20 protein-coding genes, 2 pseudogenes and 1 riboswitch are annotated in these 21,418 nt (G+C 71.9%); of the genes and pseudogenes, 8 read left to right on the plus strand and 14 right to left on the minus strand.

What is annotated here, in order from left to right; genetic code table 11:
* Window positions 1-29: 29 nt before the first annotated feature.
* On the plus strand, window positions 30-1,382 hold the full coding sequence (locus ACIA5D_RS18505; protein WP_396031177.1) for a pyridoxal phosphate-dependent decarboxylase family protein: 1,353 nt from the start codon (window positions 30-32) through the stop codon (window positions 1,380-1,382).
* Here ACIA5D_RS18505 and ACIA5D_RS18510 read toward each other — a convergent pair.
* The 5 genes and pseudogenes from ACIA5D_RS18510 to ACIA5D_RS18530 form a co-directional block, all read right to left on the minus strand.
* A complete protein-coding gene (locus ACIA5D_RS18510; RefSeq protein WP_396031178.1) occupies window positions 1,379-2,317 on the minus strand; it encodes an alpha/beta fold hydrolase in 939 nt (312 codons plus the stop codon). The two genes, ACIA5D_RS18505 and ACIA5D_RS18510, sit on opposite strands and share 4 nt — an antisense overlap.
* A gap of 93 nt (window positions 2,318-2,410) precedes the next feature.
* Complete coding sequence (locus ACIA5D_RS18515; protein WP_396031179.1) at window positions 2,411-3,082, minus strand: response regulator; 672 nt, start codon at window positions 3,080-3,082, stop codon at window positions 2,411-2,413.
* A gap of 21 nt (window positions 3,083-3,103) precedes the next feature.
* A pseudogene (locus ACIA5D_RS18520) lies at window positions 3,104-3,943 on the minus strand (sensor histidine kinase); the annotation flags it as partial.
* A 495-nt stretch (window positions 3,944-4,438) separates the two neighbouring features.
* Window positions 4,439-4,831 (minus strand): annotated as a pseudogene (locus ACIA5D_RS18525) (DUF4118 domain-containing protein); the annotation flags it as partial.
* 67 nt (window positions 4,832-4,898) lie between these two features.
* The gene (locus tag ACIA5D_RS18530; RefSeq protein WP_396031180.1) at window positions 4,899-7,388 is read right to left on the minus strand and encodes a DEAD/DEAH box helicase; all 2,490 of its coding nucleotides are present in this window, start codon (window positions 7,386-7,388) and stop codon (window positions 4,899-4,901) included.
* Window positions 7,389-7,478: 90 nt separating this feature from the next.
* On the opposite strand from ACIA5D_RS18530, the gene ACIA5D_RS18535 reads away from it, so the two are divergent.
* On the plus strand, window positions 7,479-8,198 hold the full coding sequence (locus ACIA5D_RS18535) for a methyltransferase domain-containing protein (RefSeq protein WP_396031181.1): 720 nt from the start codon (window positions 7,479-7,481) through the stop codon (window positions 8,196-8,198).
* On the opposite strand, the gene ACIA5D_RS18540 is transcribed toward ACIA5D_RS18535, so the two are convergent.
* The 7 genes from ACIA5D_RS18540 to ACIA5D_RS18570 form a co-directional block, all read right to left on the minus strand.
* Window positions 8,195-8,836 (minus strand): nucleotidyl transferase AbiEii/AbiGii toxin family protein, encoded by a 642-nt coding sequence (locus ACIA5D_RS18540; protein ID WP_396031182.1) that lies wholly within the window; start codon window positions 8,834-8,836, stop codon window positions 8,195-8,197. The two genes, ACIA5D_RS18535 and ACIA5D_RS18540, sit on opposite strands and share 4 nt — an antisense overlap.
* A 4-nt stretch (window positions 8,837-8,840) precedes the next feature.
* Complete coding sequence (locus ACIA5D_RS18545) at window positions 8,841-9,182, minus strand: hypothetical protein (protein WP_396031183.1); 342 nt, start codon at window positions 9,180-9,182, stop codon at window positions 8,841-8,843.
* Between the two features lie 77 nt (window positions 9,183-9,259).
* Entirely contained in the window at window positions 9,260-9,835 is a 576-nt protein-coding gene (locus ACIA5D_RS18550) for a bleomycin resistance protein (protein ID WP_396031184.1), read from the minus strand.
* A 99-nt stretch (window positions 9,836-9,934) separates the two neighbouring features.
* A complete protein-coding gene (locus tag ACIA5D_RS18555) occupies window positions 9,935-10,579 on the minus strand; it encodes a response regulator (RefSeq protein WP_396031185.1) in 645 nt (214 codons plus the stop codon).
* On the minus strand, window positions 10,572-11,804 hold the full coding sequence (locus tag ACIA5D_RS18560) for a sensor histidine kinase (protein WP_396031187.1): 1,233 nt from the start codon (window positions 11,802-11,804) through the stop codon (window positions 10,572-10,574). Before ACIA5D_RS18560 ends, ACIA5D_RS18555 begins: the two co-directional genes overlap by 8 nt.
* A 7-nt stretch (window positions 11,805-11,811) precedes the next feature.
* On the minus strand, window positions 11,812-11,979 hold the full coding sequence (locus ACIA5D_RS18565; protein ID WP_396031188.1) for a hypothetical protein: 168 nt from the start codon (window positions 11,977-11,979) through the stop codon (window positions 11,812-11,814).
* Between the two features lie 5 nt (window positions 11,980-11,984).
* Window positions 11,985-12,344, minus strand: coding sequence for a hypothetical protein (locus ACIA5D_RS18570; protein ID WP_396031189.1), 360 nt, complete (start codon window positions 12,342-12,344; stop codon window positions 11,985-11,987).
* A gap of 191 nt (window positions 12,345-12,535) precedes the next feature.
* Between ACIA5D_RS18570 and ACIA5D_RS18575 the strand changes: the two genes are divergently transcribed.
* Window positions 12,536-13,276: a maleylpyruvate isomerase family mycothiol-dependent enzyme gene (locus ACIA5D_RS18575; protein ID WP_396031190.1), complete on the plus strand. Its 741-nt coding sequence runs from the start codon at window positions 12,536-12,538 to the stop codon at window positions 13,274-13,276.
* Between the two features lie 8 nt (window positions 13,277-13,284).
* Here the strand turns inward: ACIA5D_RS18575 and ACIA5D_RS18580 are convergent, their stop codons facing one another.
* Window positions 13,285-13,707 (minus strand): DUF6069 family protein, encoded by a 423-nt coding sequence (locus ACIA5D_RS18580; RefSeq protein WP_396031191.1) that lies wholly within the window; start codon window positions 13,705-13,707, stop codon window positions 13,285-13,287.
* Window positions 13,708-13,838: 131 nt separating this feature from the next.
* Here ACIA5D_RS18580 and ACIA5D_RS18585 point away from each other — a divergent pair, with 131 nt between their 5' ends.
* Window positions 13,839-14,993 (plus strand): sensor histidine kinase, encoded by a 1,155-nt coding sequence (locus tag ACIA5D_RS18585; RefSeq protein ID WP_396031192.1) that lies wholly within the window; start codon window positions 13,839-13,841, stop codon window positions 14,991-14,993.
* Complete coding sequence (locus ACIA5D_RS18590; RefSeq protein ID WP_396031193.1) at window positions 14,981-15,643, plus strand: response regulator; 663 nt, start codon at window positions 14,981-14,983, stop codon at window positions 15,641-15,643. The genes ACIA5D_RS18585 and ACIA5D_RS18590 overlap by 13 nt, the downstream gene beginning before the upstream one ends.
* Before the next feature lie 203 nt (window positions 15,644-15,846).
* Here the strand turns inward: ACIA5D_RS18590 and mgrA are convergent, their stop codons facing one another.
* A complete protein-coding gene (mgrA, locus tag ACIA5D_RS18595; protein WP_396031194.1) occupies window positions 15,847-16,842 on the minus strand; it encodes an L-glyceraldehyde 3-phosphate reductase in 996 nt (331 codons plus the stop codon).
* A 51-nt stretch (window positions 16,843-16,893) separates the two neighbouring features.
* Window positions 16,894-16,997: riboswitch (glycine riboswitch) on the plus strand.
* An 81-nt stretch (window positions 16,998-17,078) separates the two neighbouring features.
* On the opposite strand from mgrA, the gene gcvP reads away from it, so the two are divergent.
* The 3 genes from gcvP to ACIA5D_RS18610 all read left to right on the plus strand — a co-directional run bounded on the left by gcvP (window position 17,079) and on the right by ACIA5D_RS18610 (window position 21,323).
* Entirely contained in the window at window positions 17,079-19,883 is a 2,805-nt protein-coding gene (gcvP, locus tag ACIA5D_RS18600; RefSeq protein WP_396031195.1) for an aminomethyl-transferring glycine dehydrogenase, read from the plus strand.
* A gap of 546 nt (window positions 19,884-20,429) precedes the next feature.
* Window positions 20,430-20,630 carry a DUF5999 family protein gene (locus tag ACIA5D_RS18605; protein ID WP_396031196.1) on the plus strand — a complete coding sequence of 67 codons (201 nt, stop codon included), beginning with the start codon at window positions 20,430-20,432 and terminating at the stop codon, window positions 20,628-20,630.
* A gap of 333 nt (window positions 20,631-20,963) precedes the next feature.
* Window positions 20,964-21,323, plus strand: coding sequence for a histidine phosphatase family protein (locus ACIA5D_RS18610; protein WP_396031197.1), 360 nt, complete (start codon window positions 20,964-20,966; stop codon window positions 21,321-21,323).
* Window positions 21,324-21,418 lie beyond the last annotated feature (95 nt).

Here is a 21,418-nt window from a genome sequence, read left to right on the forward strand (position 1 = left end):
GCTTATTTGGGTCCGAATGAGGGGGCGGGATGGACCTGAGCAGGTGGCTGGCCGAGGCGGCCGGGGCCAACGCCGACTGGGCCAGGACCTTCGGCCCCTTCGACCCGCACCCCGCCCTCGCCGTCGACGACGATCGGTTCGCCGCCGCGTTCGCGTCCTTCACCGAGCGGCTCACCGACAACTATCCCTTCTTCCACCCCCGGTACGCGGGCCAGATGCTCAAGCCGCCGCACCCGGCCGCCGTGGTCGGCTACGTGGCCGCGATGCTGATCAACCCGAACAACCACGCCCTCGACGGCGGCCCGGCCACGGCCGCGATGGAACGCGAGGCCGTTCAGCAGCTGGCCACGATGTTCGGCTACGACACCCACCTCGGGCACCTGACCACGAGCGGCACCATCGCCAACCTCGAGGCCCTCTTCGTCGCCCGCGAGCTGCACCCCGGCCGGGGCGTCGCCTACAGCGCCGAGGCGCATTACACGCACGGCCGGATGTGCCGGGTGCTGGGCGTGGAGGGCACGTCGGTGGCTACCGACGACCTGGGCCGCATGGATCTCGGGGCGCTGGAGGACCTGCTGCGCCGCCAGAACATCGGCACGGTCGTCGTCACCGCCGGCACCACCGGCCTCGGCGCGGTCGAGCCGGTCCACGAGGTGCTGGCGCTGCGCGAGCGCTACGGCGTACGGATCCACGTCGATGCCGCGTACGGCGGATTCTTCACGCTGCTGGCCGGCGCGGACGGCCCCGAGGGTCTGCCCGCCGAGCCGTGGCGGGCGATCGCCCAGGCCGACTCGATCGTGGTGGACCCGCACAAGCACGGCCTCCAGCCGTACGGATGCGGCGCCGTTCTGTTTCGCGACCCCTCGGTCGGGCGCTTCTACGTGCACGACTCGCCCTACACCTACTTCACCTCGGACGAGTTGCACCTCGGCGAGATCAGCCTGGAGTGCTCCCGGGCGGGCGCGGCGGCGGCCGGGTTGTGGCTCACGTTCCAGCTGCTGCCGCCCACCCGCGAAGGGCTGGGCCGGGTGCTGGCGGCGGGCCGGCGTGCGGCGCTGCGCTGGGCGGAGCTGATCGAGGGCTCCGCGCGCCTGCGGCTCTACCAGCCCCCGGAGCTCGATATCGTCAGCTACTTCGCGGGCAGCTCGCTGTCGGAGATCGATGCGACCAGCGCCCGGATTCTCCAGGAGGGCATGACCGACCGCGACGACCCGGTGTTCCTCAGCACCCTGCGCGTCGGCGGCGAGCGCTTCGCGGCCCGCCACCCCGGGATCACCGCGGACGCCGGCGGCGCGCGGATCCTGCGCAGCGTGCTGATGAAGCCCGAATCGGAGACGTACGTCGAGCACCTGCACGAGCGGCTGGAAAGGCTCGCGGGCTAGAGCCTCGCGGGCCGCGCCCCCACCAGCTCGGGCTCGTTCTCGGCCGCCAGCCACGACAGGATCTCCGGCAGGATCTCCATCGCGCCGAAGTGGGCGGTGTCCGTCTGGATCTCGAACTCGGCCCGCGGGATCCGCTCGGCGAGCCACCGGGTGTGGCTGGCCGGCACCACGTTGTCGTCGGCGCCGTGCCACAGCCGCACCCGCTGGGTGATCTCCGGCAGCCGGAAACCCCAGTCGCGCCGCAGCGCCAGGTTGTCGTCGATCCACCCCCACGGCCCGGGCCGCATGGCTTCGGCGTACGTCTCGAGCAGCAACCGCTCGAAGGTCACGTCGCGCACCACCCGCCGGTCGGGTCCGCTGATCTGGCCGCGCAGCGTCTCGAGGAGGCTGCCCGGGCTGCGCCGGGTGCGGTCGGCCTGCAACCGCAGGCTCTCGACCAGCTTGAGCTCGTCGTGCCGGGCGGTGCTGAACTCGCGGGTGTTGGCGCCGTTCATCCCCGCGTACCAGTCGAGGTCGTCGGCGTCGCTGGGCCGCAGGCTCACCAGGACCGCCGCGCGGGTGACCCGTTCCGGAAGCAGCGCGGCGGCGGCCATCGCGTGCGGCCCGCCGCCCGACCGGCCGACCACCGCGAACGAGGCGATCCCCAGGTCGTCGGCGATGGCCGCGACGTCGGCGGCGCAGGAGGCGACCGACCGGCCGGGGTCGCGGTCGGATCCGCCGTAGCCGGGGCGGTCGTAGCTGATCAGCCGGACGCCGAGGCGGTAGAGGACGCTGTCGCGCGGGCGGGGCCCGAGGCGGCTGCCGGGCGTGCCGTGCATCAGGAACACCGGGGCGCCGTCGCCGGACGCCTCGTAGCGCAGGCGTCGCCCGTCGGCCGTCGTCACGTCCGAATACACGAAGTCTCTCCCGCCGGTCGGTACCGGGAAGGCGGCCACGACCGCCAGGCTATCGACGGCGGGGCAGCACCACCAGTGTCCGCGCCGCCCGCCAGTCGGGAGTGGCGAATGATGAACACCCGAGAGCGTGGCTCACGGCTGGTAGCGGTACCCCATGCCGGGCTCGGTGAGCAGATGCCGCGGCCGGGTCGGATCCTCCTCCAGCTTACGTCGCAGCCGGGCCATGTACTGCCGGAGATAGTTCGTCTCGGTCCCGTACTGCGGCCCCCACACGTCGTGCAGCAGCTGCCGCTGGGTGATCAGCTTGCCGGGGTTGCGCAGCAGGTGCTCGAGCAGCTGCCACTCGGTCGGGGTGAGCCGCTGGTCCGGCGTGATCGTGTGGTCGCTCAGGTCGATCGTGTACCTCCCGACGGTCGCGGTCGCCGCCCCGCCCGCCTCCGGCTGGTGCGATCGCCGGGTGACCGCACGGACCCGGGCGAGCAGCTCGTCCACCCCGAACGGCTTGGTCACGTAGTCGTCGGCCCCCGCGTCCAGCGCCGTGACCTTGTCCGTTCCCTCCGCGCGCCCGGACAGCACGATGATCGGGACGGTGCTCCAGCCGCGCAGCCCGCGGATCACCTCGGCGCCGTCCATGTCCGGCAGCCCGAGATCCAGCACGATCAGGTCGGGTGGGTGCGCCGCCGCCGCGTGCAACGCCCCCGCGCCGTCGGAGGCCACCTCCACGTCGTACTTGCGGGCGCGCAGGTTGATCCGCAACGCCCGCAGGATCTGCGGGTCGTCGTCCACCACGAGGATGCGCGTCACGACGGCCTCTCGAAGATCAAGTCACATGCTTTCGCGTACGCCCGGAGCAGAGCCGGACGCGGCCGGCATCGACAAGATCATCGTAAGGCCGCCACCGCTCGTCGCCGACGGCAGCAGTGTCCCACCCATCGCCTCGGCAAGTCCCCGGGCCAGCGCCAGCCCGAGCCCCACCCCACGATGGGCATCCCGATCGCCGAGCCGCTGGAACGGCAGGAACACCTGCTCCCACTTGTCGCGCGGAATCCCCGGCCCGTGATCGACCACCCGCAGCTCCACCATCTCGCCGCGCGCCACCCCGCCGATCTCGGGCGGCCGCCCCGGCGGGCTGTACCGCAGGGCGTTGCCCACGATGTTCACCAGCACCCGGTCGAGCAGCCCCGGGTCGGCCCGCACCGCCGGCAGATCGTCCGGCAACGTCACCACCACCAGCCGCCCCTCGGACCCCAGATCGTCCAGCGCCCGCGGCACCACGTCCTCGAGCCCCACGTCGGCCGGCGTCATCCCGAGCGCCCCCGCCTGCAACCGGCTCATGTCGAGCAGATTCGCCACCAGCCCCGCCAGCCGATCGAGCGACTCCTCGGCAGTGGCCAGCAGTTCGTCCCGGTCCTCCTTGTCGAACTCCACCTCCTCACTGCGCAGCCCCGCCACCGCCGCCTTCGCCGACGCGAGCGGCGTCCGCAGATCGTGCCCGACGGCCGCCAGCAGCGCGGTCCGCACCCGGTCGCCCTCGGCCGCCACGGTGAGCCGCTGCTGCCGCAACGCCACCGCCGCCTGCGCCGCGAACGCCCGCACCACCCGCAGATCCCCGGCCCCCAGCTCCGCCCCGCGAAGAACGAGCATCGTGTCGTCGCCCGCCGGCACCCAGATCTCCGCCTCATCACCTCGCGCGCCGCCGCGCGGGTCTCCGCCGTGCGTCTCCGCCTCGGGGTTCGCGGGAGGGCCGGCCGGTTTGTCGTGCGCGCCGGCGTGCGGGTCTCCGCCGTGCGTCTCCGTCTGCCGGCCCGGGGGAGGGCCGGCCGGTTCGCCGTGCGCGCGGGCGTGCGGGCTGCTGCCGCCTGGCTTGGCGGCGTTGTCCTCCTCTCCGGCTTGTGCCTCGCTGTCGTGTGACTCGGACTCCAGCTTGGGGTCTCCCCCAAGGGGAGAGTCAAGCCGCCCGGGCGTGGGGACCGATGGCGGGCCCACGGCGGCCGCGGGGTGCCAGTCGCCGCCCGGGGCGCGTTCAAGGAGGGTGACCGACGTCAGGCCGAAGGTGTCGCGGAGCTGGTGGAGCAGCGCGTTCAGCGGGTCGCCTCCGCTCAGGACGGCGCTCGCCACCGCGGCGAGGGTGTGGGCCTCGGCGGCAGCCTGGTCGGCCTGGCGGGTGCGCCGGGCGGCCAGGTCCACCACCCACGACACGGCGACGGCCACGACCACGAAGACGGCGAGCGCGACCCAGTTCGACCAGGTGCCGATCCACAGCGTGTGCAGCGGCGGCGCGAAGAACCAGTTGAGCAGGAGGAACCCGCCCACCGCGGCGACCAGTGCCGCCCACAGCCCGCCGATGAGGGCGACGCCCACGACGGCCGCGAGAAACAGCGGGATGGTGCCGGTCAGCCCCAGCCGCGACAGGTGCGCGAGCAGCGTGACCACCGGCAGACCCAGCGCGGCCAGCGCGAAGGCCACGGCGTGACGGCGCCGGGAGAGCGGCGGCGCGATGAGCGGCGCACCGCCGAGCGGCGCACCGCCGGGCCCGGGCCGCGAGGCGCCCATCAGCCGGCTCCACCGCGTCGCGCCGACTCGAGGAGAGCGGCGAGGCGCCGCCGCCGACACGGTCTCATCAGCTGTGCGGGCCGACCGCCGTCACCACCACGGCGGCGGCGCCGGCCTCGTCGGAGGCGGCCAGGTCGACGGTCGCGTCGATGCCCCAGTCGTGGTCGCCGTCGGGGTCCTCGAAGACCTGCCGGACCGTCCACGCCGTGGGGCCGGCGTCGATGTGCAGCAGGGCGGGCCCCCGCGCCGACGGGCCGGTGCCGATCTCGTCGTACTCGTCGAAGTAGTCCTCGACGGCGTCCTGCCAGCGGTCGGCGGTCCAGCCGGCCTCGGCGTCGAGCTCGCCGAGCTCGTCCCAGCGGCGCAGGGCGGCCAGCTCGACCCGGCGGAACAGGGCGTTGCGGACCAGGACGCGGAAGGCGCGGGTGTTGCGGGTGACCGCGGGCGGCTTGTCGTCGAGGCGGACCTCCTCGTCGGCCGCGAGGGGGTTGCGCAGGCGCTCCCACTCGTCGAGCAGGCTGGAGTCGACCTGGCGGACGAGCTCGCCGAGCCACTCGATCAGGTCGGTCAGCTCCTCGGTGCGGGCGTCCTCGGGAACGGTCTGGCGCAGCGCGCGGAAGGCGTCGGCCAGGTAGCGCAGCACCAGGCCCTCGGAGCGGGACAGGCCGTAGAACGAGACGTACTCGGTGAAGGTCATCGCGCGCTCGTACATGTCCCGGACGACGCTCTTGGGTTTGATCTCGTAATCGGCCACCCAGGGATGGCCGCGGCGGTAGGTCTCGTAGGCGCCTTCGAGCAGCTCCAGCAGGGGGCGCGGGTGGGTGACGTCCTCGAGAAGCTCCATGCGCTGCTCGTACTCGATGCCCTCGGCCTTCATGGCGTTGACGGCCTCCCCGCGGGCCTTCGTGCGCTGCGCGTAGATCACCTGGCGCGGATCTTCCAGGGTGGCCTCGATGATCGAGACGACGTCGAGGGGATAGGAGGGCTCCTCGCGGTCGAGCAGCTCGAGGCAGGCGAGGGCGAAGGGGGAGAGGGCCTGATTGAGGGCGAAGTCGAGCTGCAGGTCCTCGACCAGGCGGTAGACGCCGTCGGAGGTGCGCTCGATGACCCCGCCGGCGACCAGGGCGCGGGCGATCGCGACGGCGCGGCGGATGTGCCGGCGCTGGGCCCCGGGCTCCTCATGGTTGTCGGTGAGCAGGTGCCGCATCGCCGCGAACGGGTCGTCGCCGCGCGCGATGACGTTGAGCAGCATCGCGTGCGAGACCTGGAACGACGATGTGAGCGGCTCGGGGTCGGCGGCGACGAGGCGGTCGAAGGTGGGCTGGCCCCAGCCGATCGTCCCCTCCGGCGGCCTCTTGCGGACGACCTTGCGCCGCTTCTTCGGGTCGTCGCCGGCCTTGGCGAGGGCGCGGTCGTTGTCGATGACGTGCTCGGGCGCCTGCACGATGACCGTGCCGAGCGTGTCGTACCCGGCCCGGCCGGCCCGGCCGGCGATCTGGTGGAACTCGCGGGCCTTGAGCAGCCGTGTCTTCACGCCGTCGTACTTGGACAGGCCGGTGAACAGGACCGTCCGGATCGGCACGTTGATGCCGACGCCGAGCGTGTCGGTCCCGCAGATCACCTTGAGCAGCCCGGCCTGGGCGAGGGTCTCGACGAGACGGCGGTACTTGGGGAGCATGCCGGCGTGGTGCACGCCGATGCCGTGCCGCACCAGCCGGGACAGTTGCCGGCCGAAACCGGCGGTGAAGCGGAAGTTGCCGATGGCGGTGGCGATGGCGTCCTTCTCGGCGCGGGTGGCCATGTTGACGCTCATCAGCGCCTGCGCGCGTTCCAGCGCGGAAGCCTGGGTGAAATGCACGATGTAGATCGGCGCCTGATGCGTTTGGAGCAATTCTTCGATGGTTTCGTGCAACGGCGTCATCGCGTACGAGAAAAGGAGCGGAACCGGACGCTCGGCGCTGGCCACAACGGCGGTTTCGCGCCCGGTTCGCCGGGTGAGATCGCCGACGAAGCGCGTGGTGTCGCCGAGCGTCGCCGACATCAGCAGGAATTGCGCCTGGGGCAGCTCGACGATCGGCACCTGCCAGGCCCAGCCGCGGTCGGGCTCGGCGTAGAAGTGGAACTCGTCCATCACGACCTGGCCGACGTCGGCGTCGGCGCCCTCGCGCAGCGCGAGGTTGGCCAGGACCTCGGCGGTGCAGCAGATGATCGGGGCGTCGGGGTTGACGCTGGCGTCGCCGGTGAGCATGCCGACGTTGTGCGCCCCGAAGGCCGCGCAGAGGGCGAAGAACTTCTCGCTGACCAGGGCCTTGATCGGCGCGGTGTAGAAGGTGGTGCGCCCGCTCGCGAGGGCGATGAAGTGCGCGCCGGTCGCGACCAGGCTCTTGCCCGAGCCGGTGGGGGTGTTGAGGATGACGTTCGCGCCGGTGGCCAGCTCGATGAGCGCCTCCTCCTGGGAGGTGTACAGGGCGAGGCCCTGTTCGGTGGCCCATTTCTGGAAGGCGTCGAATACCGCGTCGGGGTCGGCGGTACCGGGCAGGCGGTCCGTGAGCGTCATGATTCGTTAACCTTATCGCCATTCAAGAACGTGTGGAATTTCACAAGTCGGGGGATCCCGAACCCGCAAGATCCCGTACTGTGCCCACGCATGAGCACAATGGTGGAATTCCGGCGAGTGGTGAACCGGCTGCTTGGCCGGAAGGGTGCGAGCACGGTGGTCGCCAAGACCACCGAATCGCGCGACAAGTGGGCGAGCGAGGCGCAGGAGGGCGAATTTCTCTTCCACAAGAACGACACGTGGCGCAAGACCCCCGACTTCATGAACCAGACCGACCGGCTGCTGCGCCACTTCGGTTTCACTCCGGAACAGTACGCGGACAAGGTGGTCGTGGACGTCGGGGCCGGGAGCATGCTGCGTACGAAGTTCTTCACGGACGCGCACCTGGTCGTCGTCGAGCCCCTCGCCGACCGCTTCCTCGCCGAGATCCCGGCCTGCGACCTCAAGGACGCCGCCGAGGTGTACTCGGAGCCGGCCGAGCAGCTCGTCGAGCCCCTCGTCGGCCGCTCCGACCTGGTGATCAGCATCAATGTGCTCGACCACTGCTTCGACTTCCCGCAGATCGTCGACAACATCCGGCAGTACCTCAAGCCGGACGGGCTGGCCTTCCTGACGTTCGACATGCACGACAAGGCCGACCACATGCACCCGCTGTCGCTGACCGAGAAGACCTGCAAGCCGATCTTCGATCAGGCGAAGCTGCGCATCGAGAAGGTGACGACGGGCGTCGGCGACGCGCTGGGTGGCGCCCAGACGTACGGCCATGGCCCGTTCACGCTGAACTACTGGCTGCGCCGCGGCGACGTCTAGTCGCGGGGCCAGCCGCTGAGCCGGGCGCGAAGTTCGGCGATCTGCGGCGCGTCCATCCCATACAGGGCGAAGCGGGCGTCATCGATCCGGTCCAGGTAGCGGCCGGCGTCGGCGACGTCCGCTTGTTCGATGGCCGGGTCGATGGCCCGGGCCAGCTCGAGGATCCGATCCAGGGGGTAGCGGTCGAGCGCCGCGGCCACGTCGATGTAGTCGCGCACCTCGCGCCGGTTGACCAGCGCGGCCACCTTCGTCGCGACCAGGTCGTCGAGGTGCATGACCGGCCCGAGCTCCATCACCACCGGCGCGCGGTTGCGGTCGAGCCGGCACAATGTCAGCCGCAGCGCCCGCCCGTCGCCGCTGACCACGAACTCCTGCAGGTCGTCGTCCATGCCGGCGAACAGCTCGTCGCCCTCCTCGCGCGCGACCCGGTAGCCGGCCGCGGTCAGGGCCGCGGTGACCTCGCCGGCCGCCGCCGCGACCCCGCCGTCGGTGTCGGTGAACAGGTCGACGTCTTCGGTGGGGCGGTCGACCAGGCCGTTGACCAGCCACGCGACGCCGCCGCCGAGGACGAAGCCATGCTTCTCCGCCACCGTCAGCGCCACCCGGGCGACCTCGCGGAAGAAGTCGTCGGCGCTCACCTCGTCATCGGGCGCGGCGCAGCCGGGGGTGCCTCGCCTCCCACGCCGCACGCACGGCCCGCGGGAGATTCAACTGCGTCCAGACGCGTACGAGGGTGGGGCCGTGCAGGTAGGCCCGCAGCTCCCCGACGCGGATCGCCTCACGCAGGACGTTCTCGTACATCCAGGCGAGCATGGTCGGCTCCGCCAGATCGAACGTGCCCCGCGGGCCCCACCACAGCCGCAACGGCAGCTCGACCAGGCCCTCGGTCGGGCCGGTCAGCTCGGTGAGGGTGCCGGCGACCAGGACGGGACGGTGCGGCCGGGCGAGAGGGACGACCGGTGCGTCACGCGTCGTGGCGGGCATGTGATCAGCGTAAACCGACAACCCGCACGAACCATAGCGCCTAGGTTCCTAGGACGCTCTACGGCGGGTGCGGGGCGTCACCCGCGCCGAGGGCTGCCGATCCGGACGTGGTTGCCGTCGGGGTCGATGAGGACGAACTCCCGCAACCCGTAGTCCTGATCCTTGACGTCGCCGACGCCGTCCACGCCCTGGTCGCGCAGTTGCTTCCACAGCTTCAGGGCGTCGGCGACGTGCAGGAAGCACGTGCCGGGCGTGAAGGTGTCCTGGGCGGGCTTCCGGGCGAAGTGGATCTCGACGCCGTCGTTGTGCAGCAGCAGGTAGTCGTCGTGACGTCCGGCATCGGCGAACCCGGCTCGGGCGTAGAAGGCCGCGGTGCGGTCGAGGTCGCTGCTGGGCAGGATGGGGATCGCGGCCTTGGCGGTGTACGGCGCCTCGGCCCGTCCGGCGAAGCGGGGCAGCAGGGCCCGGACCCGGATCTGCCGGAGCGCGGAGAGCAGACCGGCACGGCGGGCAGCCCAGAAGGCGCAGCCGGCGCAGATGTACACGCCGGGGGTGACGCCGAGCTCGGCGACTCGCTGGGCGGGGAACGACCGGCCGCAGCAGCCGCAACTGCGCGTGTCGGCGTCTTCGACAACGTCGGCGGGACGGGTCATGACATCGCCTTCTCGGTGAGAACAGCCACCAGGTCGTCGACCTCATCCTGCTCCTCGCGACCGCCTTCCGGTAGGCCGCCGGGCCGCAGGGGCGGGCGCTCAGCCCGGGGGAGTGAGCAGGCCGCGGTTGTAGCCCTCGGCGACCGCGGCGGCGCGGTCGTTGACGTCGAGCTTGGCGTAGATGTTGAGCAGGTGCGTCTTGACGGTGGCCTCGGTGATGAACAGCCGGGCGGCCGCCTCCCGGTTGGTGTGCCCGGCCGCGACCAGGCGCAGCACCTCGAGCTCGCGCCGGCTGAGCGGGCCGGTCGTCGGCGCCGGGGTGCGCAGCCGGCTCATCAGCCGGGCGGCGACCGAGGGGGAGAGGGCGACCTCGCCCCGGGCGGCCGACCGCACGGCGCGCAGCAGCTCGTCGCGGGGCGCGTCCTTGAGCAGATAGCCGGTGGCGCCGGCCTCGATGGCGGGCAGCACGTGGCTGTCGGTGTCATAGGTGGTGAGCACGAGCACCCGGGACGGGACGCCGCGCTTGGCGAGCTCGCCGAGCGCGGTGACGCCGTCCATGCCGGCCATCCGCAGGTCCATGAGGATGACGTCGGGCGCGAGGGTCTCGGCGAGCCGGACCGCCTCGGCGCCGTCGGAGGCCTCGCCGACCACGGTGAACTCCGGGTCGCGGGCGAACATGGCGCTCAGCCCGTCGCGGACCACGGGGTGGTCGTCGGCGATGAGCAGCTTGATCGGATCACTCACTTCGCACCTCGGGGATGCACGCTGAGATTCCGGTACCCATCCCCGCCTCCGATTCGATCTGCAGTGTGCCGGACAGCGCCTCGATCCGCTGCCGCATCGCCACCAGCCCGAAGCCCCCGTTGCCGCTGTGCTCGAAGCCGGGGCCGTCGTCGCGTACGTCGAGGGCGGTCTGCTGGTCCATGTAGGAGAGGGTGAGCCCGACCCGGGTGGCGGTGGGCGCGTGCTTGGCCACGTTGGCCAGTGCCTCCTGGGCGGTGCGCAGCAGGGCGACCTCGGCCTCCGGACGCATCGTGCGGGTCTCGCCGGTGACGGTGACCTGCGCGGGCACGCCGTGCCGGGCCGACCACTTGGCCGCCACCTCGGCGACGGCGTCGGCCAGCCGGCCGGTTTCGAGGGGTTCGGGGCGCAGCTCATTCACCGACCGCCGGGCCTCGGTGAGGCTCTCCCGGGCGAGGGCGGTCGCCGCCGCGTGGTGCCGGCGCCACGCGGCCGGCTCGCCGGCGGCGTGCTCGGCCGCCTGCAACTGGGTGACGATGCCGGTCAGGCCCTGGGCGAGGGTGTCGTGGATCTCCCGGGCCATCCGGGCCCGCTCGTCGAGGACGCCGGCCGCGCGGGCCTGCTCGACGAGCCGGTCCTGCAGCGCCGCGTTCTCGGCCAGCGCCGCGGCGAGCCGGTCGTTGGCCTCCTGAGCCTCGCGCAGCGCGGTCTCGCGGCTGTTCTGGTGGCGGAACACGATCTCGCCGAACCAGGCGAGCAGGCACAGCGGCACCACGTTCGCGGCGACCACCGTCGCCCACTCGACCCATCCGAACCACGAGTGGTAGTCCAGGCCGGTCGCCTGGGCAGTGCCGGCCACCACCGCGGCGCCGGCGATGAAGAACAGCTCGCGCGGCCACCCGATGATCCGGAACGCATAGAAGTACAGCGCCACGGAGTAGAAGCCGAACCACGGGTTGCGGATCACCATGACCAGCCCGAAGAGGATCAGGCCGGCCAGGAAGACACCCATGATGCCGCGCCGCTCGCGCCACGGCGGGTGCACGGTGAAGAAGCCCAGGTTCCACACCGCGGCCGCCGCGCAGAGCGCGAGGTCGATGGCGAGCGAGCCCGGCCGATCGTGCTTGTAGACGACGGTCAGGCCGGCCAGGAAGGCCAGCAGCACGTACGGCACCACCGTGACCATCGGCCGTTGCCGCTGTTCCCAGGCCGTCTGCCAGGTCTCCATCGCGCACCTACTCCCAGCGGAACAATCTAGCCGCCGCGAAGGCCGCCCCGCTGGCCCAGGCCAGGAGCGTGACGAGGGCGAGCCAGTGCGGCCAGTGACCGTCGGTGGCGTCCTGCATGGCGGTGACCGCGGCGCCCATCGGGGTGGCGTGGGCGATGTGCTCGACCTCGATCACGCCGCTCACCGCCGGACCGCCGGCCGCCGGTTGATCCGCACGACCACCGGCAGCACCAGCAGCCCGCAGATGGCCTGCTCGAGCCGGAACCACACCGGGAACGCCCCCGGCAGCGCCACGATCACCACGATCGCGACCAGCATGATCGCCGTGACGATCCGCAGCCGCAGCAGCATCCGCCGGTCGCCGCGCTCCGCCCGTACCGCGAAGAAGAGCGTGAGCAGCGACGCTGCCGCCACGATGCTGCCGCGTACCCAGACGCCCGGGGTGACCATCGCCGCGTCGTGGCGGAACAGGATCACCGTGACCAGGGTCAGCACGCTGACCGCGGCGTAGCCGCCGATCAGCCAGACCACATTGCGCATCTCTTTGCCTCCGTCTTGTTGTCGCTCGACGGAGAAAAGAGTCGCAACGAAGGCCCCTCGCGCGGATCGCCCGACCTGCGGTGCGGCCGGTGGATCCGGGCGGTCGCTCACCCGGTGGAGGGCATCAACCGATCGGTGGAGCGCATACTGCGGAGACGTACCTGAGCAAGATCGTTCAGCCGGGAGAGTGCATGGCCGTCGACCCGCCATCGGAGATCGACTCGTTTCTGGAAGCGCTGCAGGGCGTGCCGCCCCGCAGCCTGACCGCGTGCGACGGCTGGACCGCGCACGAGGTCGTGGCCCATCTCGTCTCCGGCGTCGAGCTTCTCAGCGAGCAAGCCCGGGCCCACCTCGACGGCGGACCCGCCCCCGTGGTGGACGACTGGGCGGTGCGGGACCTGCCGTACCAGGCCATGGACGACGCCGTGCTGCGGCGCCGGCTGGAGGCCGGCGAGCGGGACATGACGAAACTGCTGGAGCAGCTCGATCCCACGGCCGTGATCCCCGGACTCGGCTGGGGCATGCCGGTCGGGGAGATCGTCCTGCACATGCGCCAGGAGTTCGCCGTGCACCGCTGGGACCTCGTCGGCGACGACGACCCGGGCGACGAGGTCCTGGCCCGGCCCGAGCTGCTCGCGCACTCGGTGCGAATGCTCCAGGAATCCCTGCTCGCGAGGGGGTTGTCCGGCCGGAACGACGGCTTCGAGGCCCGGATCCGATGCCCCGGGCAGCCCGACCTCCTCGTCGAGGCGCGCGACGGCAAGGGGACGCTCGCGCTGGTCGATCCCGGCGACGGCCCCGCGGTGCACGCCGATCCGGCCGCCCGGTTGCTCCTGCTGTGGGGCCGCCGCCCCGCCGACCCCCGGCGGGTGCGCAGCGAGCTGTCGCCGTCGGAGTTGCTGCGGTTGCAACAGCTGCTGCGCGGATTCTGACCCGGCGCCTATCGATTGGAGCGGCAGCGCGGGAGGCCGATGATCAGGATTGCGCCGACGGTCAGGTGCATGGCGAGCAGCACCAGCTTGCTGCTCGTGCCGACGCCGCTGCCCAGCGGCCCGAGCAGCGACAGCATCAGCACGATCGACGCGACGATCCGGTAGGTCCGGGCCGGCCGGCGGACGTGCGTCCGCTCCAGCAGGGCGAGCAACGCCCAGGCGGCCAGGCCGGCGATCAGCGCGGTGGCCGCGACGGCGGCCGGCCCCACGGGCTGGACGTCGCCGCCCTGGCGGACGGCGAGGTCGATGCCGCCCCACGGGTCGTTGACGGCCCAGAGGATCAGGGCGCTCGCCGCCCCGGCGGCGACCGCGACGGCGCGGCCCGTACGCCGGGCGGTGGTCCAGGTGGTGGTCTGCTGCATGTTCGTCATGCCGATGAGCGTCGGGGTCCGGTGCCGGTCCGCACATCGGGCCGCCGGCCGCGCGGACGCCTTCCTCAGCATGACCGGCGTACGACTTTGGATGGTGTCGCCCGCCGCCACCTGCTGGTTAGTCTCGCGGCGTGGACAGCTCCGAAGAATGCGACCGCCGTCCCGGCGCCACCGCCGTCGCCACGACGCTGGCCGCGTCCGGTGCGCTGATCGCGGCGACGATCGCAGGCTGGTGGACCGGCCGCGCGCTCGGCCCGCTCTTCGCCCTCGACCTGGTGGCCGGCGTGCTCAGCTGGGCGCTGACACCGCTGGTGCTGTGGCGCCCGGTTCCCGCCACGGCCGTGCTGACCGCGCTCGCCGCGGTGTCACCAGCGGCGACACCACCGGCAACGATCGGCGCGGTGCAGGTCTCGCGGCGCCGGCGTTTCCCGGTCGCGATCGCGGTGGCGGCGGGCGGGATCGCCGCGCACGCGGTCCAGGGCGCCTGGCGATCCCACGGCGGCATGTCGTACGGATGGTGGCTGGCGCTGGTCGTCGCCGGCTACGGCGCGCTGGTCGGCTGGGGCGCCTGGGCGCAGGCCCGGGCGGCGCTGATCGGCTCGCTGCACGAGCGGGCCCGCCGGGCCGAGGCCGAGCAGGGCCGCCGGGTCGCCGAGGCACGCATGCTGGAACGCCGCAAGATCGCCCGGGAGATGCACGACGTCCTCGCGCACCGGCTGTCCCTGCTGGCCACGTACGCCGGCGCGATGGAGTACCGCCCGGACTCCTCACCCGAGCAGTTGTCCCGGGCGGCCGGGGTGGTGCGCGCCGGCGTGCGGCAGGCGCTCGAGGAGCTGCGCGAGGTGATCTCGCTGCTGCGCGACGACGCTCCGGAGGACGGTGACGGCAGCCGCCCGCAGCCGGTGCTGACCGATGTGCCGCGGCTGGTCGAGGAATCCCGTGAGGCCGGCGCCGAGGTGCAGCTGCGCGACACCGTGGACGAGCCGGCCGAGGCGCCGCCGGCGGTGGCCCGCACCGCGTACCGGGTCATCCAGGAGGGCCTGACCAACGCCCGCAAACACGCGGCCGGGCAGCCGGTCCGGGTGGCGTTGCGCGGCGGGCCCGGCGAGGGGCTGGAGATCGACGTACGCAACGGGCTGTCGCCGCGGCGTCCGGCTCCGGCCTGGTCCGGGGGAGCGGGCCTGGTCGGCCTCACCGAGCGGGTGCACCTGGCCGGCGGGCAGCTCGACCATCAGGAGGTCGGCGGCGAGTTCCGGCTGCACGCGTTGATACCGTGGCCGTCGTGACTCGGCCGGTGCGCGTGCTCGTGGTCGACGACGACGCGCTCGTGCGGGCCGGGCTGACGATGATGCTGGACGGCGCGCCCGGGATCGCGGTGGTCGGTGAGGCCGCCGACGGCGATCAGGTGCCGGCCGCCGCCGACGCGCACGGCCCTGACGTCGTACTGATGGACCTGCGCATGCCGCGAGTCGACGGCATCACCGCGACCCGCCGCCTGCGGGCGCGGCCGCGCCCGCCCGAGGTCATCGTGCTGACCACCTTCGACACCGACGAGAACATCCTGCACGCGCTGCGCGCCGGGGCCAGCGGTTTCCTGCTCAAGGACACGCCGCCGGCACGGATCGCCGAGGCGGTCCGGCAGGTCGCGGCCGGCGAGCCGATCCTGTCGCCCGTCATCACCCGGCGGTTGATGGACCGGGTCGCGGTGCAGGCCGGCGCGTACGCCCGCGCGAGGGCGGCGCTGGAGGCGCTGAGCCCGCGCGAGCGCGACGTGGTGGTGGCGGTCGGCCGGGGAGGCAACAACGCGGAGATCGCTGCGGCGCTCGACATGACGCTGGCCACGGTGAAGACCCACGTCTCCCACATCCTGTCCAAACTGAACCTCGGCAACCGTACGCAGATAGCGCTGCTCGCCCACGACGCCGGCCTGGCCTGAGGCCGGGCTAGCCCGCGAAGGTGCTTCTTCAGCTGCGAGCGCGGCGTGCTGAAGCCGTCCTCGGCGTAGAACGCGACGGCCAGCTCCAGGATCGCGCCGAGATCGTCCGTCCGTGCCGTCCGCAGCGTCACGGCAACCCCTTCCCGTTCGACTTCGCGGTCGTGGCCGGACCGCGGTGCCCGGCCACGACCGCGGCTCTGATCTCAGAGATCGAGCACCGTCGCGTCGATCTCGCCCAGTTCCTCGGCGGTCAGGACGAGGTTCTGTGTGGCGGCGATGTTGTTCTCGAGCTGGCCGACGCTGCTCGCGCCGATGATCAGGCTGGTCATCCGGTTGTCGCGCAGCGCCCACGCCAGGGCCATCTGGGCCAGGGACTGGCCGCGGCGCTTGGCGATGTCGTTGAGCGAGTGGATGCGGGCCATCGTCTTGTTGTCGAGGTCGCTCTCGTTGAGGAAGACGCTGGTGCGCACCCGCGAGTCGTCCGGCACGCCGCCGAGGTAGCGGTCGGTGAGCAGGCCCTGCTGCAGCGGGCTGTAGGCGATGCAGCCGGCGCCGGCCTCCTCGAGCGTGTCGAGCAGGTTGTCGCGCTCGATCCAGCGGTTGAGGATCGAGTACGACGGCTGGTGGATCAGCAGCGGGGTGCCCAGCTCGCGCAGGATCGCGGCGGCGCGGGCGGTCTGCTCGGCGGTGTAGTTGCTGATGCCGACGTAGAGGGCCTTGCCCGCGCGGACCACGGCGTCGAGCGCGGCCATCGTCTCCTCGAGCGGGGTGTCCGGGTCGGGCCGGTGGTGGTAGAAGATGTCCACGTAATCGAGGCCGAGCCGCTTCAGCGACCGGTCGAGCGAGCTGACCAGGTATTTCCGGCTTCCCCACTCGCCGTAGGGGCCGTCCCACATGTGGTAGCCGGCCTTGGTGGAGATGACCAGCTCGTCGCGGAAGGGGCGCAGGTCGGTGGCGAGCATCCGGCCGAAATTGCCCTCGGCGCTCCCCGGCGGCGGCCCGTAGTTGTTGGCGAGGTCGAAGTGGGTGACGCCCAGGTCGAAGGCGCGGCGGACGATGTCGCGCTGCCGGTCGAGCGGGCGGCCGTCGCCGAAGTTGTGCCACAGGCCGAGCGAGACCGCCGGCAGCTTCAGGCCGCTGCGGCCGGCCCGCCGGTAGGTCATGGAGTCGTAGCGGTTGTCCGCGGGGTTGTACGTCACAGCACCACCCTAGGGATACGCGATTGAAACGTGATCACTGGTAGCTTGGTCACCAGCCACGCGGGAGAGTTCACGGGCTTGTCAGCAAGCCTTGGTGGCGCCGAAGGGGCAAATCCTCCCCGGAACCTCTCAGGCAAACGGACCGCGTGGGCACGCGACTCTGAAGTACCCCGGATTTCTGGGTATGACAGAGGGGGAGGCCGCCCTGTCGACCTCCCGCTTCATTTGGAGCCGCCATGACGTTCGCTGCCCGGCACATCGGCCCGGACCCCGACGAGCAGACCCACATGCTCAAGACCATCGGCTACCCGTCGCTGGACGCGCTGATGGACGCCGCCATCCCGGAGGTGATCCGGTGGCATGGCCGGCTCGACCTGCCGCCGGCGGCCTCCGAGGAGGAGACGATCGCCGAGCTGCGGGCGATCGCGGCGAAGAACACGGTGGCGACGCCGATGATCGGGCTCGGCTACTACGGCACGTTCACCCCCGCGGTGATCAAGCGGAACGTTCTGGAGAGCCCGGCCTGGTACACGGCCTACACGCCGTACCAGCCCGAGATCAGCCAGGGCCGGCTCGAGGCGTTGCTCAACTTCCAGACCATGGTCACCGACCTCACCGGGCTGACCACGGCCAACGCCTCGATGCTCGACGAGGGGACAGCGGTCGCCGAGGCGATGACGCTCGCGCGCCGTTCTTCAAAATCGAAGTCGTCCGTGTACGTCGTGGACGCGGACACTTTCCCGCAGACGCTCGCCGTGCTGCGGACCCGGGCCGAGCCGCTCGGGATCACGCTGCAGCTCGTGGATCTGGACGCGGGTGACGCGCTCCCCGCCGAATATTTCGGGCTCCACCTGCAATATCCGGGCGTTTCCGGCGCGGTGCGAGACCACTCGGCGCTGATCGCCGCCGCGCACTCGGTGGGCGCGCTGGTCACCGTGGCCGCCGACCTGCTCGCGCTGACGCTGCTGCGGGCGCCGGGCGAGATCGGGGCGGACATCGCGGCCGGCACCACCCAGCGGTTCGGGGTGCCGCTCGGGTTCGGCGGGCCGCACGCCGGCTACCTCGCGGTGCGGGCCGGGCTCGAGCGGTCGCTGCCGGGCCGGCTCGTGGGCGTGTCCAAGGACGCGGACGGGGCGCCGGCGTACCGGCTGGCGCTGCAGACCCGCGAACAGCACATCCGGCGCGAGAAGGCCACCAGCAACATCTGTACGGCTCAGGTGCTGCTCGCCGTGATGGCCGGCATGTACGCGGTCTACCACGGGCCCGACGGGCTGCGGCGCATCGCGAAACGCGTACACGATCATGCTCTGACCCTGGCCGGCAGCCTCGCCGCCGGCGGCGTCCCGGTCGCGCACGACGCCTTCTTCGACACCGTGACCGCCGTCGTTCCCGGACGCGCCTTCGAGATCGTCGAGGCCGCGGCCGCCTCGGGCATCGACCTGCGGCTGGTCTCCTCCGACCGCGTGTCGGTCTCCTGCGACGAGACAACCACCGACGCGCACATAGCCGGCGTTCTGTCGGCTTTCGGGGTCTCGGTGGCTGCCCCGGCGGCGTGCGGCGCCGTGCCGCTGGGCCGGACCAGCTCCTACCTGACCCACCCGGTGTTCAACACCCACCACTCCGAGACGAGCATGCTGCGCTACCTGCGCAAGCTCGCCGACCGCGACTACGCGCTCGACCGGGGCATGATCCCGCTCGGCTCGTGCACGATGAAGCTCAACGCCACCACCGAGATGGAGGCGGTGACCTGGCCGGCTTTCGCCGACATCCACCCGTACGCCCCGGCGTCGCAGACGGTCGGCTACGAGCATTTGGTCAGCCAGCTCGAGACGTGGCTCGCCGAGATCACCGGGTACGACGCGGTGAGCGTGCAGCCCAACGCCGGCTCGCAGGGTGAGCTGGCCGGCCTGCTCGCCATCCGCGGCTACCACCGCTCCCGCGGCGAGGCGCACCGCGACGTCTGCCTGATCCCGTCGAGCGCGCACGGCACCAACGCGGCGAGCGCGGTCATGGCCGGCATGCGCGTCGTCGTGGTGGCCTGCGACGACCTCGGCAACGTGGACATGCGGGATCTCGACGCCAAGATCACTCAGCACGCCGCGTCGCTGGCCGCGATCATGGTGACCTACCCGTCGACGCACGGCGTCTACGAGACCTCGATCGCCGACCTGTGCGCCCGCGTGCACGAGGCCGGCGGCCAGGTGTACGTAGACGGCGCGAACCTGAACGCGCTGGTCGGCTACGCCCGGCCCGGCAAGTTCGGCGCCGACGTGTCGCACCTCAACCTGCACAAGACGTTCTGCATCCCGCACGGCGGCGGCGGCCCGGGCGTGGGTCCGGTGGCGGTGCGCGCGCACCTGTCGGACTTCCTACCGGGGAACCCTCTTCTGCCCGGCGAGCACCACGCGGTGTCGGCGGCCCCGCACGGCTCGGCCGGCATCCTGCCGATCTCGTGGGCGTACCTGCGGATGATGGGCCCCGACGGCCTGGCCGCGGCGACCGGTTCGGCGGTGCTGACGGCCAACTACGTGGCGTCGCGGCTGCGCGAGCACTTCCCGGTGCTGTACGCGGGCAACAACGGCCTGGTCGCCCACGAGTGCATCCTCGACCTGCGCCCGATCACGAAGGCGACCGGCGTCTCGGTCGACGACGTGGCCAAGCGCCTGATCGACTACGGCTTCCACGCGCCGACGATGTCGTTCCCGGTGGCCGGCACCCTGATGGTCGAGCCCACCGAGAGCGAAGACCTGGCCGAGCTCGACCGCTTCGTCGACGCGATGATCGCCATCAAGGCGGAGATCGACCAGGTGGCGGCCGGCGTCTGGCCCGTATCGGACAACCCGCTCGCCAACGCTCCGCACACGGCGTCGTCGGTCACCGCCGACGAGTGGGACCACCCGTACTCGCGGTCGCTCGCCGCGTACCCGTCCGGCGTGGACCGCACGGCCAAGTACTGGCCGCCGGTGCGCCGCATCGACGGGGCCTACGGCGACCGCAACCTGGTCTGCTCGTGCCCCTCGCCCGAGGCGTTCGAGGACTGAAGTTTCTCTTAAGGGCGCGGATCTTCGGATCCGCGCCCTTAGCCGTTGCTGTGCACTCGCTGTATATCGTGCCGTGGCTAATTACCCGTACATATACGGATTCGCGACGTCGTTCGTGGACCGAGGGTAGGCAAAGCTGATCATTACGGAAGCGGCACCGGTGGATACGCAGAGTGGTATTTCGCCGAGGTCGCCATCGCTGATCGGGTAGACCTGGGTGGCCGTTCGGCCAGTGTTTCGCACCGGCAGTCCGTCGGGTGGTTCCCCCGTGGCGGCACTCTCGTGGGGTAGGCGCCGTCACAAAAAATGTATCTGTTTCGCGTTCACGCACCGTGACGGCCCTGGCAGGACGCCGGAGAGCCCGGCGCCGGCCCTTCCCGGGTTGTCGGGAAGTGGTCGACGAGCATACTTCCGTGGACCATAAGAACCGAGGATTCTGGCAAGGGGACGCCGTTACCGCCTCCGTCCGTCGTCGTTCGGATTGAGGTAACGTCCGTCACCGTCGTTGTGAATCGTCACACAAGCCCCCCGACCGGAGACCACACGATGTGCCAGCACCAAACGCAGTGTCCCAGCGCAGACGCCATCGACCGTGAGGCGGCCCGCATTCTTGCGGCCTTCCCCGAGCAGGGCTGGAGCCTGCTCTGCAACGGCGTGATCGTCTTCGAGGACACCGGCGAGATCCTGCCCGACGGCACGATGATCGAGCCCCACCGAGGCCCCGCCCGCCACGCCCTGGCGGCCTGATCGGCCGTCGGCCCAACCCCAACGCCAGGCAGGCAGAGCCGCCCCCAGGCACGAGCACTTCGCCGCTACGCACAGTAGCCAAGCGACCCCGAGCTCAACGCCGAGCCCCCTAGCAAGCCACTCTTCGCCCCCGCGAACAACGACGACCCGCGGCGGACGCCAGTCCTTTGCGCCCCTCACCCGGCGCCCGCCCCGCATTTCGGGCCTCACCCGACGCCCGCCGCTACCCGTGCCCCGCCTTTCGGGGCCCCATGCCCGCCGGCCTCGACCTGCCTTCCCACGCCCGGCCGTGCCGACCCCCCGGCCGTGCCGACCCCGGACTACCGTCGTGCGATGACCTTCGCTGAGTGCGCGCGGCTGGTGCTCGTGCGGCACGCCATGCCGGTGATCGACCCGGAGACCCCGGCCGAGCTGTGGCACCTCGGCCCCGAAGGCCGCGCCGCCGCCCGGGCCCTGGCCCCGCTGATCGCCGGGTCCGCCGCACACTACGTCTCCAGCACCGAGCCCAAAGCCCTGGAGACACTGCGCGAGATCGCCCCGCACGTGCCGATCGAGACCGACGCCGGCTTCGCCGAGGTCCGCCGCCCGCGAGCCACGCAGGCTGGGAGCCGCGCGACGAGGTCATCGCCCGCTTCGAGGCCGCGGTCGCCCGCCACCGCGTCCCGGCGGCCGCTTCCGCCGCCACGCTGGTGATCGCCACGCACGGCCTCGCTCCGACCCTGTGGCTGGCGAGCCGGGTCGAGCTTCGCCCGAGCCCGGCCGACTTCTGGGCCTCGCTCCGGTTTCCC

It is taken from the genome of Actinoplanes sp. NPDC051513 (genome assembly GCF_044454685.1).
Taxonomy (GTDB): domain Bacteria; phylum Actinomycetota; class Actinomycetes; order Mycobacteriales; family Micromonosporaceae; genus Actinoplanes.